We start from the raw sequence: 13,151 nt of genomic DNA on the forward strand, positions 1-13,151 counted from the left end.
CCGACATCGGCCTCGCCGAGCAGTCGATCGGCCGGCGCGACCACGATCGTGGCTCGGCCGGGGAAGTAGCTGTGGAGCGCGCCGGGCGTCAGGCCCACCCACGCTTCCAGTGCGCGCATGGGGAGCCCGCCGCCGTTCTTTCGTGGAGGCATTGACATAAAAACCCTATTTTCCTACTGTTTGTGTAGGCATTTAGAAGGAGGCGCGATGTCCGATTTCGCCGACACACCGGCCTACACGATCCCTTTCGACCGGTGACGCGCAAGCAGATCCACCTCGCAGCCCACTTCCCCGGCGTGAACAACACCACCGTCTGGGCCGACCCCCGCTCCGGCAGTCAGATCGACTTCGCCTCGTTCGCCCATCTGGCCAGGACGGCCGAGCGGGGCAAGTTCGACTTCTTCTTCCTGGCCGAGGGGCTGCGGCTGCGCGAGCTCAAAGGCCGCATCCACGACCTCGACGTGGTCGGCCGCCCCGAGGCGCTCACCGTGCTGAGCGCGCTCGCCGCCGTCACCGAGCGCCTCGGTCTGGCGGGCACCGTCAACGCCACCTTCAACGAGCCGTACGAACTGGCCAGGCGCCTGTCGACGCTGGACCACCTCAGCGACGGCCGGGCCGCCTGGAACGTGGTGACCACCTCCGACGCCTTCACCGGCGAGAACTTCCGGCGCGGCGGCTACCTCGACCGCGCCGACCGTTACACGCGCGCCGCCGAGTTCGTCCGCCTCTCGCGGGAGCTCTGGGACTCCTGGCAGCCGGGCGCGCACCTCGCCGACAAGGACCACGCCCAGTTCGTACGCCCCGGCGCCATCGGGACCGTCCACCACGAGGGCCCGCATTTCACCGTCGAGGGCCGGTTCACCCTGCCGCGCAGCCCCCAGGGGCATCCCGTCATCATCCAGGCGGGGGACTCCGACGAGGGCAGAGAGTTCGCCGCCGCCACAGCCGACGTCATCTTCAGCCGCCACGGCACGCTGGAGGACGGCCGGGCCTTCTACGCCGACGTCAAACGCCGCCTGGCCCGCTATCAGCGCGAGCCTGACCAGTTGAAGATCATGCCCGCCGCCACGTACGCGCTGGGTGACACCGAGGAGGAGGCCGCCGAGAACGCGGCCGTCATCCGCCGCCAGCAGGTCGGCCCGCAGACCGCGACCGCTTTCATCGAGCAGGTGTGGGGTCGTGACATGTCGGCCTACGACCCCGACGGGCCGCTGCCGGAGGTCGAGCCCGACCTGTCGGAAGGCGTCTCGCAGGGGCGGGTGCAGATCGGCGACCGGGCCGCGGTGGCCGCCAAATGGCGGGCGCTGGCCGAGGAGAAGAAGCTGTCGATCCGCGAGCTGGTGATCGAGGTGACCGGGCGGCAGACGTTCGTCGGTACTCCGGCGGGCGTGGCCAGGCAGATCGACGAGCACGTACAGGCCGATGCGGCCGACGGGTTCATCCTGGTGCCGCATCTGACGCCCGGTGGGCTCGACGAGTTCGTGGACCGCGTAGTGCCGCTGCTGCAGGAACGCGGCGCCTTCCGTACCGACTACACCGGCACCACCCTGCGTGATCATCTGGAGCTGTCATGACCCTGCACCTCGCCGTCGCGCTGGACGGCGCCCTGTCGGCGGAGCTGAAGGTCTTCGCCGACCTGGTGGTGTTCCTGGGCGACGACGCGGCCGAGCGGAAGGCCCGCCTCGACCGGCTCGACGGGGCCGAGCTGCGCTCCGATGCCGCGATCTTCACCGGCACGCCGCAGGAGCTGGCCGAGCTGCTGCTCCAGTGGCGGCGGGCCGGGATCCAGGGGTTCCGGCTGCGCCCCGGCGCGCTGCCGTACGACCTGGAGGCGATCACCAGAGGGCTGACGACGGAGCTGCGCGGGCGCGGGGTGTTCAGGCGATCGTACGAGGCCACGACGCTGCGCGGGCTGCTCGGCCTGCCGCGCCCGGCCAGCCGCTACGCGGAGGTGTCATGAAATTTCTTGCTATCACGTTGATCGTCCATAACGACGAGAGGTCGCACACCGAGCGGTTCCGCGAGGTCGTCGAGAACGCCGTCCTGGCCGAGGAGCTGGGCTTCGACGGGTTCGGGGTGGGGGAGCGGCATGAGCGGCCGTTCATCTCCTCCTCGCCGCCGGTGGTGCTGAGCCACATCGCGGCGAAGACGTCCAGGATCCGGCTGTTCACCGCGGTCACCACCCTGAGCCTGCTCGATCCCGTACGGGCCTATGAGGACTACGCCACGCTCGACCACCTCTCGGACGGCAGGCTGGAGCTGATCATCGGCAAGGGGAACGGCGCCGCGCAGGCGCAGCTCTTCCACGTCACCGCCGAGGATCAGTGGGACCGCAACCGCGAGGGGTACGAGCTGTTCCGCCGCCTCTGGCGGGAGGACAAGGTCACCTGGGAGGGCCGCTTCCGTCCCTCGCTGACGGAGGCCGAGACCTGGCCCCGGCCGCTCCAGCGGCCGATCAGGGTGTGGCACGGCAGCGCCACCAGCAAGGAGTCCGTGGACCTGGCCGCGCGCTACGGTGACCCGCTGTTCTCCGCGAACGTCACCAACCCCATCGAGCCGTACGCCGAACTCATCGACTACTACCGGCAGCAGTGGGCCCACTACGGGCACGACCCGGCCGAGGCGCTGATCGGGGCCGGGACGGCGGGCTACTACGCGGCCCGCTCCTCCCAGGAAGCCATCGAGACCTACCGGCCGATCTTCGACGCCCGGCTGGCGCTGTTCGCCAAGCTCGGGCTCAAGCCGGTGTTCAGCACGCTGGAGGACGCCATCGAACGCAGTTCGATCCTGGTCGGCAGCCCGCAGCAGATCATCGACAAGGTGCTGCGCTATCACAAGCGGTTCGGGCACGAGGTCATGCACCTGCACGCCGACGCCGACGGGCTCACGCCCAAGCAGCACCGGGGCGCGCTGGAGCTGTTCCAGGCCGAGATCGCGCCCGTACTGCGCCGGGAGATCCCCAGCAGGCCGTTTCCGGAGAGGACACCATGACGCTATCCATCCTCGACCTCGCTCCCATATCCTCCGGCGGCACCGCGCGTGACGCGTTGCTCAACACGCTCGACCTGGCCCGGCGGGCCGAGGCGGCCGGCTACCGCCGCTACTGGCTGGCCGAGCACCACTTCGCCCCCGGCGTGGCCAGCTCGGCCCCGGCCGTGCTCATCGGGCTGGTGGCGGCGGCCACCAGCCGGATCAGGGTCGGGTCCGGAGCCGTGCAGCTCGGGCATCAGACGCCGCTGTCGGTGGTCGAGCAGTTCGGGCTGATCGACACGCTGTATCCGGGCCGGATAGACCTCGGCATCGGCCGCTCCGGCCAACGCCGCGCCGAACTCGCCGCCAAGGCCCCCCCAACGACTCCGGCCGGCGGGGAGGCGGGGCGGGTGGTCGATGGGTTGCTCATACCGCCGCCCTTCGACTGGTCCAGGCTCGCCGCGCATCCGCACCTGGCCTTTCACGCCTCGCTGCTCCAGCAGCCCGGCGCCCGGACGCCCGACTTCGCCGAGCAGATCGACGACGTCATCGCGTTCCTGACCGGCGAACACGAGGCGCACGCCGTCCCCGGCGAGGGGGCGGAGGTGGAGCTGTGGATCCTCGGCAGCAGCGGCGGCCAGAGCGCCCAGGTGGCGGGTGAACGCGGCCTGCCGTTCGCGGCGAACTACCACGTCAGCCCATCCTCCGTGCTCGAAGCCGTCGAGGCCTACCGCCAGGCGTTCAAGCCGTCGAAGGCACTGGCCGAGCCCTTCGTGATCGTGTCGGCCGACGTCGTGGTGGCGGCGGACGACGCGACCGCGCGGGAGCTGGCCAAGCCGTACGGACTGTGGGTACGCAGCATCAGGACCGGCGAGGGCGCCAGGACGTACCCGACCCCCGAGGAAGCCGACGCGCACGTCTGGAGCGCCGAGGACCTGGCGCTGGTGAAGGACCGGATCGACACGCGGTTCGTCGGCACGCCCGACGCCGTCGCCGAGCGGCTGCGCGTGCTGCGGAGGGTGACGGGCGCCGACGAGCTGCTGGTCACGACCATCACGCACGACCACGCCGACCGCGTACGGTCCTACGAGCTGCTGGCCGGCGCCTGGGACGGCCGCTCATGAAGCGGATCCTCCCCGTCCTCGTGCTCACCCTGGCCGCCTGCGGCTCCCAGCCGTCCGCCCAGCAAGCCCAGGCCGCCACCCTGACCTGGGCGATCGAGACGCAGCCCATCACCCTGAACCCGCAGCAGTGGGCGCAGAACAAGGTCAGGCTGCTCGTGTTCAACCAGTTCGACGCGCTGCTCTCCCGTGGCCGCGACGGCGCCTTCGAGCCGTGGCTGGCGAAGTCGTGGAAGGTGTCGGACGACGGGCTGACCTACACCTTCGAGCTGCGCGACGACGTGACCTTCCATGACGGCACGAAGTTCGACGCGGCGGCGGTCAAGGCCAACCTGGAGCAGTTCCTGGTGCCGGGCTACAACGCGGCCGTGGCGGCGATCCAGCTCGCGGCTTTCGACAAGGCCGAGGTGGTGTCGCCCACCACGGTGAAGGTCACGCTCAAGAAGCCCGACGGGCTGTTCCTCGACTTCCTGGCCTCGCCGTACAGCGGGCAGGTCTCGCCCAAGTCGCTGAAGAGTGCCAAGAACCTCAAGTTCGGCGGCCTCGACCTGGTCGGCACCGGGCCGTTCATCCTCGACCGGTACGTACAGGGCCAGGAGATCCACTACCACCGCAACCCCGCCTACAAGTGGGCGCCGCCGAGCGCCGGCCACCAGGGGCCCGCGTACCTCTCGGAGCTCACCTACCGCTTCCTGCCCGAGGCCGCGGTCCGCGTCGGCGCGCTCACCTCCGGCCAGGTGCAGGTCATCGAGGGAGTCCCCGCGACCGAGGTGAACCTGATCAAGAAGGACCACGCCTTCCAGACCGCGCTCAACTCGGGCACCTCCTTCTCCTACTACTTCAACACCTCGCATGCCCCCTTCGACGACCAGCGCGTACGGCAGGCCTTCCGCGAGGCCGTGAACGTCGACGCCGTCCTCGCCTCCGTCTACCAGGGCACCGCCACCAGGGCGTGGAGCGTCGTCGGCAAGGCGAGCCCGTTCTACGACCCGTCGCTTGAGCACACGTTCGGCGGCGACACGGCCAAGGCCAACGCGCTGCTCGACGAGGCCGGCTGGACGCGCCGCGACAGTGCGGGCTTCAGGGTCAAGGACGGCAAACGGCTCACCGTACGCAGCGTCTCCTCGGCGCCGTTCGTCCGGGACCGCCGCGACATCCTCGCCCAGGCCATTCAGGCCCAGGTCAAGCAGACCGCGGGCATCGACTTCCAGGTGAAGATCGTCGACCAGGGCACGGCGCAGCAGGCCCTGGACGAGAACCAGTACGAGATCTTCGAGAACTCCCGCGGCGACTCCGACGTCGGCGCCGCGCTCAACCTCATCCTGCCGAGCAAGGGGGCCATCAACCGCACCCGCTTCTCCGACCCGCGGGTGGACAAGTGGCTGGCCCAGGCGTCCGCCACCGCCGACCAGGCACTGCGCAAGGAGATCTACACCCGGGTGCAGCGGGCCGTGGTGACGGAGAAGGCCATCGTGTTCCCGATCTATGTGCCCGCCGACCAGCTCGCCGCCCAGAAGAGCGTGCACGGCCTCGGCTTCGACCCCGGCTCGGGAACGCCGCGCAACGCCTACGACGTCCAGGCCGGCACATGATCAAACGCTTGGGCACCGGGCTGGCCGTGCTCTGGGCCGCCGCCACCTCGTCGTACGTCGCACTGCTGCTCGCCCCGGGCGACACCATCGACATCCTGATCGGCAACGGCGTCGACACGCCGGAGATCCGGGCCAAGATCGTCGCCGAGTGGGGGCTCGACCGTCCCGAGGTGGTCCAGTACCTGTCGTACCTGTGGCGGCTGCTGCACGGCGACTTCGGCCGCTCCTACCAGCTCCAGCGCGGCGTCGGCGAGATCCTCGCCACCCAGGTCGGCCCGACGCTCCAGCTCACCCTCGCCGCCGCGGCGACCGGTGTGTCGCTCGCCGTGATCATCGCGCTCGCCACCGCGGGGCGGGGCCGCTGGCTGCGCGGTACGGCCTCGGCCGTCGAACTGGTGTCGGTCTCGGTGCCGCCGTTCCTCATCGGGATCGTGCTGCTGTCGGTGTTCTCGTTCACGTTCGGCTGGTTCCCGGTGTCCGGCGCATCGGGGCCGCAGGCGCTCGTGCTGCCCGCGCTCGCCCTGGGCCTGCCGATCGCGGGCGTACTCGGGCAGGTGCTGCGCGGTGGGCTGGAACGCGCGCTGGAGCAGCCGTTCGCGGTCACGGCCAGAGCGCGCGGGCTGACCGAGCGGGCCCTGGTCGCCAGGCACGCGCTCCGGCACGCGCTGATCCCGGCCGTGACGCTGGCCGGGTGGTTCACCGGCACCCTGCTCGGCGGGACGGTGATCACCGAGGCGCTGTTCGGCCGGCCGGGGCTCGGGCAGGTGGCGATGCAGGCGGTCACGGGCCGGGACATGCCGGTCGTGATGGCCGTGGTGCTGCTGTCGGCGGTCGTCTACGTGGCCATCAGTACGCTGCTCGACCTGGCCTACCGCGCCATCGACCCCAGGATCGGGGGCTGACCGTGACGGCGCGGATCCTCGTACCCACCGCCTTCCTGACCCTGCTGGCGCTGGCCGTCGCCGTACCCGGCCTGCTCACCGGCGTGGACCCGCTCTCGGCCGACCCGCTGGGCGCGCTGACCCCGCCCGGCGGCGCGCACTGGTTCGGCAGCGACCACCTCGGCAGGGACGTGCTGTCCAGGGTGGTGTACGGCGCCCGGCACTCGCTCAGCATCGGCGTCACGGCCACCGCCGTGGCCGTGACCTCGGGCATCCTGCTCGGCCTGGCCGCCGGGCTGTCGCCGAAGTGGCTGGACGAGGCGCTGGCGCGGTCGTTCGACGTGCTGTCGACCCTGCCGGAACTGCTGCTGGCGCTGCTCGTCATCGCGATCACCGGACCCGGCACCGTGAACGTGATCTTCGCGATCGCCATCGCGCAGATCCCCAACTACGCGCGGGTGATCCGGGCCCAGACCTTCGTGGTCCGCCACGCCGGGTACGTCGAGCAGGCCGTGACCTTCGGCCGTTCCCGGGCGGTCATCACCGCCCAGCATGTGCTGCCCAATGTGCTGGGCCCGATCCCGGTGCTGGCCACCATCGGGCTCGGCCAGGCCGTCATCGGCGCGTCGGGGCTCAGCTTCCTCGGCATGGGGCCTCAGCCTCCGGCCGCGGAGTGGGGCGCCATGCTCGCCGAGGCACGCAACTACCTGCGGGTCGCCTGGTGGGAGGCGCTGTTCCCGGGTGCCGCGATCACCTTGACCGTCATCTGCCTGACCGTGATCGGGCGGCGCCTGCAACACCGCTTCGAGGGGAGGACGCCGTGACCACGTTCCGAGAAGAGCACACCGGAACCGGCCTCAGCGAGCGTGAGGTCGGGACCAGCCTTAGCGGGCGTGACGTTGGGGCTGGCCTTGGCGGGCGTGACGCCGGGAGCGTTCGCGCGGTTGTCTCGGATGCCGTTGCCTCTGACGCCGCGCTGGTCTCCGTGGCGGACCTGAGGGTGAGCTTCGGCGGGACCGAGGTCGTGCGTGGCGTCTCGCTGTCGGTCGCGGCGGGGGAGTGCGTGGCGATCGTCGGCGAGTCCGGCTCCGGCAAGAGCGTCACCGCCCGGTCGCTGCTCGGCCTGGCCGGGCCGGGCTCCCGGGTTGACGCCCGGTCGTTCGACCTGTCCGGCAGGGACGTTCGCGGCTTCCGGCCGGCTGAGTGGCGGCGGTTGCGCGGCCGGTTCGCCGGGCTGGTGCTGCAGGACGCGCTGGTCTCGCTCGATCCGCTGCGTACCGTGGCCGCCGAGATCGGCGAGGTGCTGGCCGTACACCAGGTCGTTCCCCGTGTACGGCGGCCGGAACGGGTGCTGGAGCTGCTCGACGCGGTCGGCGTCCCGGACCCGGCCGCCCGCGCCCGCCAGCACCCGCACCAACTGTCCGGCGGGCTGCGCCAGCGGGTGCTGATCGCCTCGGCCATCGCCGCCGAGCCCAAGCTGATCATCGCGGACGAGCCCACCACCGCGCTCGACGTCACCGTGCAGGCCCAGATCCTGCGGCTGCTCGCCGAGCGCAAGGCCGCGGGGACGGCGCTGCTGCTGATCAGCCACGATCTCGCCGTAGTCGCGTCGATCGCCGACCGCATCCTGGTCATGAAGGACGGCCGCGTCGTCGAGGAGGGGCCCGCCCGGAGCGTACTGGCGTCGCCCGCGCACGATTACACGCGCTCGCTGCTCGCCGCCGTCCCCTCCGCCGCCTCCAGAGGCACCCGCCTGTCGGACGGCACACCACTTCCACGCCGCACCCTGCGCTCGTCCGAGCCGTTCCCGGACCGTGCCTCGACCCCGTCCGGGCCGCTCCTGGGCGGCGAGCCGAGTCTGTCCGCGCAGGTTCTCGCCGCCACTGCCCTGTCCATGTCGTACGGTCCGCGCCGCGTCGTGGACGACGTCTCCTTCACCCTGCACGAGGGAGAGACGCTCGGCATCGTCGGTGAGTCCGGCTCGGGCAAGACCACGGTCGCCAGGCTCGTCCTCGGCCTGCTCGAACCCGAGGCCGGACAGGTGACCCTGCACCAGCGGCAGTGGAGCGGCCTGCCCGAACGCGAGCGCCGGCCGATGCGGCAGCGCATCCAGCTCATCTCGCAGAACCCGCTCGACTCCTTCGACCCCCGCCACACCGTCGGCCGCCTGGTCGCCGAGCCGCTCGCCCTGCCTCGCCGGGAACGCCGGGCGCGGGCACTGGACCTGCTGGAGCGTGTCGGCCTGCCCGCCGCGTACGCCACTCGCCATCCCAGAGAGCTGTCCGGCGGCCAGCGCCAGCGGGTCGCCATCGCCAGAGCCCTCGCCCCCCGCCCCGGCGTGCTCGTCTGTGACGAGCCTGTCTCGGCGCTCGACGTCTCGATCCAGGCCCAGGTGCTCGACCTGCTCGCCGAGATTCAGGCCGAGTACGGGACCGCCATGCTGTTCATCTCCCACGACCTGGGCGTCGTCCACCATGTCAGCGACCGGGTGCTCGTCATGAAGGACGGCCGGGTGGTGGAGGAAGGCGAGGTCGAGCAGGTGTTCCAGCAGCCCCGGCACCCGTACACCCGCGCCCTGGTGGACGCTGTGCCCCGCCTTGGGTAGCCGGCGGCCATCGGGCTGACGCCGGGCGATGGCGGACATCGCCGGGTGCTGACCGTACTTGCCTATGTCAACTTGACCCGGCCTGAAGGTCTCCCCGACGAACTCCATCCGGTTCAACGTCCGTACCGCCGCCAGAACGTGCGTGGAATCGGTCCGCTGCCGTCCACCGGCACGCAACAGCCCCAGCTCCGAGCAGCGATTCAGCGGCAGGTCGAAGACCCTGGCCTCGATCCCGTGCTCGATCAACCGGCCCCGAAACTCGCTGAGCACCGAGAAGTCGAATCCCGGGTCGGTCAGCTCCAGGGCCAGGGCAACGCCGCTCGTGTCACCGCGACCGTCGCCTCGGGGATCTGAAACAGCGGATCTAGGTCGCAGAGACACGACGGAACCTCCTTCGTCCTCTCTGCGGCCCGAGTCTCCTCAGCGTCCCCCGCGACCCGGTAATCATCAACCGAATCGGCCAACAAAGTCGTGAACGCCCGGGGTTCCACAACAGATCGCGCTGAACAGTTCGTGAGGTCAGTTCAGCTGGATCACCGACAGCCAGTTGCCCGCCGGGTCCTTGAACCAAGCGATCAGCGGACCGCCCGCGCGGTTGACGCCCTTGTCGTCCGTGCCCTCCAGCCGCTCGAAGACGACCCCGCGCGCCACCAGCTCGTCCACCGCCTCGTCGATGTCGCTGACGGGGAAGTTCAATATCGTGAACGTCGCCGGCGTGTGGTCCTGCTTCGGGTAGACGATCGTGTCGCGGTCGCCCGCGATGTGCAGCGTGAGGATCCCGTGGTCCTCGGAGACGCGCAGGCCGAGCGTCTCGCCGTAGAACCGCTTGGCGGCCGGGATGTCGTCGGTGGAGAAGCCGCTGAAGGCCCTGGTGTTCTCGAACATGATGGTTTCCTTCCGTCATCGGGGACGTAGAAGCCGGATGGCCGGATTCGACACGTTTTCAAGGGGGAATCTTGGAAGGGCTGCTGCGAGAGCTGGCGCCGCAGGTCCTCGGCGCGGTCGTACGGCGCTACGGCGACTTCGACCTGTGCGAGGACGCCGTGCAGGAGGCCCTGCTGGCGGCCGCCGTCCAGTGGCCCGGCGAAGGGATGCCCGACAACCCCAAGGGCTGGTTGATCACGGTCGCCGCCCGCCGGCGGATCGAGCTGTGGCGCAGCGAGTCCGCGCGACGGCGCAGAGAGGAGAGCGCGGCCGCGCTGGCGCCGCCGGAGCCGGATCCGGCGCCCGCCGTGGACGACACGCTCACGCTGCTGCTGCTCTGCTGTCATCCCGCGCTCACCCCGGTCTCCCAGGTGGCGCTGACGCTGCGTGCCGTCGGCGGGCTGACCACCGCGGAGATCGCCCGCGCGCTGCTGGTGCCCGAGCCGACCGTGGCGCAGCGCATCAGCCGCGCCAAGCAGCGGATCAAGGGCAGCGGCGCCGAGTTCACGCTGCCTCCGGAGGCCGAGCAGGCCGAGCGGGTGGGCGCGGTGCTGCACGTGCTGTACCTGATCTTCAACGAGGGCTACACCGCCAGCTCCGGCGGCACGCTGCACCGCGTGGAGCTGTCCGGCGAGGCCATCCGCCTGATCAGGCAGCTGCACGACCGCCTGCCCGGCGACGGTGAGGTGGCCGGGCTGCTCGCCCTGATGCTGCTCACCGACGCCCGCCGCCCCGCCCGCACCCGGCCCGACGGCGGGCTGGTGCCGCTGGCCGAGCAGGACCGCGGCCGGTGGGACGCCGCGGCCATCGCCGAAGGAGCCCAGCTGATCACCAAGACGCTGGCCGCCGCGCCGATCGGTCCCTACCAGGTGCAGGCCGCGATCGCGGCCGTGCACGACGAGGCGCCGCGGGCCGAGGACACCGACTGGCGGCAGATCCTCGCCCTGTACGACCTGCTCGACGGCATCGCGCCGGGCCCGATGGTCACGCTCAACCGGATCGTCGCCGTCGCCATGGTCCACGGGCCGGAGGCCGGGCTGGAGAGGCTGGCGAAGGCGGAGACCGATCCGGCGCTCGCCGGGCATCACCGGGTGCTGGCCGTACGCGCGCACCTGCTCGACCTCGCGGGCGACCGGGAGGCGGCGCGCACCCAGTACGAGCTGGCCGCCCGCCGCACGCTCAGCCTCCCCGAGCAGCGCTATCTGGAGTCGCGCGCCGCCCAGCTCGCTTGAGGCGTCAGGCGGCGCTCAGCCGTCGAGGTGGCGCAGGATCGCCAGCACCCGTCTGCTGTAGGTGGGGGTCACGGGCAGGCCGAGCTTGTCGAAGATGGCGTTGACGTGCTTCTCCACTGTGCTCAGGGAGATGTGGAGGTTCGTGGAGATCGCGGCGTTGGTGTAGCCCTGGGCGAGTTGCCGCAGCACTTGCGACTCGCGTTCGCTGAGTGTACGCAGCGGGTCCACGTGGGTGGTGCGGGCGAGGAGCTGCTTGACCACGTCCGGGTCGATGACGGTCCCGCCCTCGCGGATCCGCTCCAGCGACCCCAGGAAGTCCGCCACCTCCGACACCCGGTCCTTCAGCAGGTAGCCCATGCCCTCGGTGACCCCGGAGAGCAGTTTGGCCGCGTACGTCTTCTCCACGTACTGCGACAGGACCAGCACGCCCACCGCGGGCCAGCGTTCGCGGATCTCCAGCGCCGCGCGGAGCCCCTCGTTGGAGTGGGTGGGCGGCATCCGGACGTCCACCACGGCGATCTCCGGCTGGTGTTCGGCCACCGCCGCGATCAGGGACTCCGCGTCGCCGGTCGCGGCCACGACCTCGTGCCCGGCATCCTCCAGCAGCCTGATCAGGCCCTCACGCAGCAGCACGGCGTCGTCGGCGAGAATCAGCCGCACGTCCCCTCCTCCGGCGGCGGCACATCGCGGGTCGCGGTCAGCCGCACTGTCCCTCCTTCGGGAGGGTCGCGCAGATCCTGGTGCCGCCGCCGGAGGGGCTGTCGACCTCGAACCGGCCGTCGAGCGCCATCACCCGCCGGGCCAGCCCCGACAGTCCGCCGCCCGCCGGGTCGGCGCCGCCCCGGCCGTCGTCGGAGACCACCAGGCGTACCGCCCGTTCGTCCTCGCTCAGCACGACCAGGATGTCACTCGCCCGCGCGTGCTTGACCGCGTTGGTGATCGCCTCCCTGGCCACGAAGTACAGGGCGGTCTCCACCTCGGAGACGGGCCGCCCGGCCAGCCCGTATTCGACGGTCACCGGCACGCACGACCGTTCGGCGACACCGGCCAGCGCCGTGCGCAGGCCCAGCTCGTCGAGCGCCGTCGGGTAGATGCGCCACGCCACGCTACGCAGCTCGTCGAGGAGCTGCCGCGACTCGGCGTACGCCTGGTCCACCAGCTCGGCGGCCCCGGCGGGGCTGTGCCGGGCCCGCCCGAGCAGCATGGCCAGCGCCACGCCGCGCTGCTGCACGCCGTCATGCAGGTCGCGCTCGATCCTGCGCCGCTCGTCGTCGACCACCCGCACGATGCCGTAACGGGTGACGGTCAGCTCGGCGATGCGCCGCCGCATCAGCTCCTGCGGCCCGGGACCGAGGAAGCGTACGGCCAGTCGCCGCTCGGTCGCCACCAGCAGGCGGCACCAGAACGCGCCCAGAGCCAGCATCAGCACCCCGCAGGCCAGGCCGACCGCCCAGCTGTGCATCGACAGCCTGATGCCCGGCAGGTCCAGCGCCACCGGGGCGTACTCGCCGGAGAACACCACCCACATGCTGCCGCCCAGGAACAGCAGGGCGAGGAACAGCAGCGCCAGCGCCAGATAGCCGCCGAACACCCCGACCAGCGCACGCAGCGCGAGATAGCCGTGACCGGAGGCGGACCCGTCGGTCTCCTGCCCGAACCAGGCGGCCAGCCGGGCCCGTTCCAGCGCCACCATCCGCGGCGCCCACCTGCTCCGGTACGGCCAGGCGAAGGCCAGCAGGGCGAGGGCCGCGGCTCCGGTGACCAGCCCGGCCAGCACGCCGGTGAGCTGCCTGAAAACGATGCCTGCCACGGTCGGGAAGTCTAGG

General features: G+C 71.2%; 12 protein-coding genes and 1 pseudogene. 9 read left to right on the forward strand and 4 right to left on the reverse strand.

Going from position 1 to position 13,151, the window contains the following annotated elements:
- The first annotated feature begins 254 nt into the window (after positions 1-254).
- The 8 genes from KLK06_RS17380 to KLK06_RS17415 all read left to right on the forward strand — a co-directional run bounded on the left by KLK06_RS17380 (position 255) and on the right by KLK06_RS17415 (position 9,169).
- Positions 255-1,574: an NtaA/DmoA family FMN-dependent monooxygenase gene (locus tag KLK06_RS17380; protein WP_308168301.1), complete on the forward strand. Its 1,320-nt coding sequence runs from the start codon at positions 255-257 to the stop codon at positions 1,572-1,574.
- A complete protein-coding gene (locus tag KLK06_RS17385) occupies positions 1,571-1,960 on the forward strand; it encodes a hypothetical protein (protein ID WP_250905545.1) in 390 nt (129 codons plus the stop codon). The genes KLK06_RS17380 and KLK06_RS17385 overlap by 4 nt, the downstream gene beginning before the upstream one ends.
- Complete coding sequence (locus tag KLK06_RS17390; RefSeq protein ID WP_214636504.1) at positions 1,957-2,991, forward strand: LLM class flavin-dependent oxidoreductase; 1,035 nt, start codon at positions 1,957-1,959, stop codon at positions 2,989-2,991. Before KLK06_RS17385 ends, KLK06_RS17390 begins: the two co-directional genes overlap by 4 nt.
- The gene (locus KLK06_RS17395) at positions 2,988-4,094 is read left to right on the forward strand and encodes an MsnO8 family LLM class oxidoreductase (protein ID WP_214636505.1); all 1,107 of its coding nucleotides are present in this window, start codon (positions 2,988-2,990) and stop codon (positions 4,092-4,094) included. The genes KLK06_RS17390 and KLK06_RS17395 overlap by 4 nt, the downstream gene beginning before the upstream one ends.
- Positions 4,091-5,683 (forward strand): ABC transporter substrate-binding protein, encoded by a 1,593-nt coding sequence (locus KLK06_RS17400; RefSeq protein WP_214636506.1) that lies wholly within the window; start codon positions 4,091-4,093, stop codon positions 5,681-5,683. Before KLK06_RS17395 ends, KLK06_RS17400 begins: the two co-directional genes overlap by 4 nt.
- Positions 5,680-6,585 carry an ABC transporter permease gene (locus tag KLK06_RS17405; protein ID WP_214636507.1) on the forward strand — a complete coding sequence of 302 codons (906 nt, stop codon included), beginning with the start codon at positions 5,680-5,682 and terminating at the stop codon, positions 6,583-6,585. Before KLK06_RS17400 ends, KLK06_RS17405 begins: the two co-directional genes overlap by 4 nt.
- 2 nt (positions 6,586-6,587) lie before the next feature.
- The gene (locus tag KLK06_RS17410; protein WP_308168302.1) at positions 6,588-7,388 is read left to right on the forward strand and encodes an ABC transporter permease; all 801 of its coding nucleotides are present in this window, start codon (positions 6,588-6,590) and stop codon (positions 7,386-7,388) included.
- A 161-nt stretch (positions 7,389-7,549) separates the two neighbouring features.
- A complete protein-coding gene (locus tag KLK06_RS17415) occupies positions 7,550-9,169 on the forward strand; it encodes an ABC transporter ATP-binding protein (RefSeq protein WP_308168303.1) in 1,620 nt (539 codons plus the stop codon).
- Positions 9,170-9,250: 81 nt separating this feature from the next.
- On the opposite strand, the pseudogene KLK06_RS59930 reads toward KLK06_RS17415, so the two are convergent.
- Both KLK06_RS59930 and KLK06_RS17425 read right to left on the reverse strand, forming a co-directional pair.
- Positions 9,251-9,478: pseudogene (locus KLK06_RS59930) on the reverse strand (IS5/IS1182 family transposase); the annotation flags it as partial.
- 210 nt (positions 9,479-9,688) lie between these two features.
- The gene (locus tag KLK06_RS17425; protein WP_214636509.1) at positions 9,689-10,054 is read right to left on the reverse strand and encodes a VOC family protein; all 366 of its coding nucleotides are present in this window, start codon (positions 10,052-10,054) and stop codon (positions 9,689-9,691) included.
- Between the two features lie 68 nt (positions 10,055-10,122).
- Between KLK06_RS17425 and KLK06_RS17430 the strand changes: the two genes are divergently transcribed.
- On the forward strand, positions 10,123-11,325 hold the full coding sequence (locus KLK06_RS17430; RefSeq protein WP_214636851.1) for an RNA polymerase sigma factor: 1,203 nt from the start codon (positions 10,123-10,125) through the stop codon (positions 11,323-11,325).
- A gap of 15 nt (positions 11,326-11,340) precedes the next feature.
- Here the strand turns inward: KLK06_RS17430 and KLK06_RS17435 are convergent, their stop codons facing one another.
- Both KLK06_RS17435 and KLK06_RS17440 read right to left on the reverse strand, forming a co-directional pair.
- Positions 11,341-11,985: a response regulator transcription factor gene (locus KLK06_RS17435; RefSeq protein WP_214636510.1), complete on the reverse strand. Its 645-nt coding sequence runs from the start codon at positions 11,983-11,985 to the stop codon at positions 11,341-11,343.
- A gap of 37 nt (positions 11,986-12,022) precedes the next feature.
- Positions 12,023-13,135, reverse strand: a complete 1,113-nt coding sequence (locus KLK06_RS17440; protein WP_308168304.1) for a histidine kinase — start codon at positions 13,133-13,135, stop codon at positions 12,023-12,025.
- Positions 13,136-13,151 lie beyond the last annotated feature (16 nt).

The sequence above is a fragment of the Nonomuraea sp. NEAU-A123 genome (genome assembly GCF_018603905.1).
In the GTDB taxonomy this organism is placed as follows: domain Bacteria; phylum Actinomycetota; class Actinomycetes; order Streptosporangiales; family Streptosporangiaceae; genus Nonomuraea.

Excerpts from the sequence above, each read along its gene's own strand:
- KLK06_RS17395 (WP_214636505.1), top strand. The coding sequence starts at position 2,988 with ATGACGCTATCCATCCTCGACCTCGCTCCCATATCCTCCGGCGGCACC.
- KLK06_RS17385 (WP_250905545.1), top strand. The coding sequence starts at position 1,571 with ATGACCCTGCACCTCGCCGTCGCGCTGGACGGCGCCCTGTCGGCGGAG.
- KLK06_RS17405 (WP_214636507.1), top strand. The coding sequence starts at position 5,680 with ATGATCAAACGCTTGGGCACCGGGCTGGCCGTGCTCTGGGCCGCCGCC.
- KLK06_RS17425 (WP_214636509.1), bottom strand. The coding sequence starts at position 10,054 with ATGTTCGAGAACACCAGGGCCTTCAGCGGCTTCTCCACCGACGACATC.
- KLK06_RS17390 (WP_214636504.1), top strand. The coding sequence starts at position 1,957 with ATGAAATTTCTTGCTATCACGTTGATCGTCCATAACGACGAGAGGTCG.
- KLK06_RS17400 (WP_214636506.1), top strand. The coding sequence starts at position 4,091 with ATGAAGCGGATCCTCCCCGTCCTCGTGCTCACCCTGGCCGCCTGCGGC.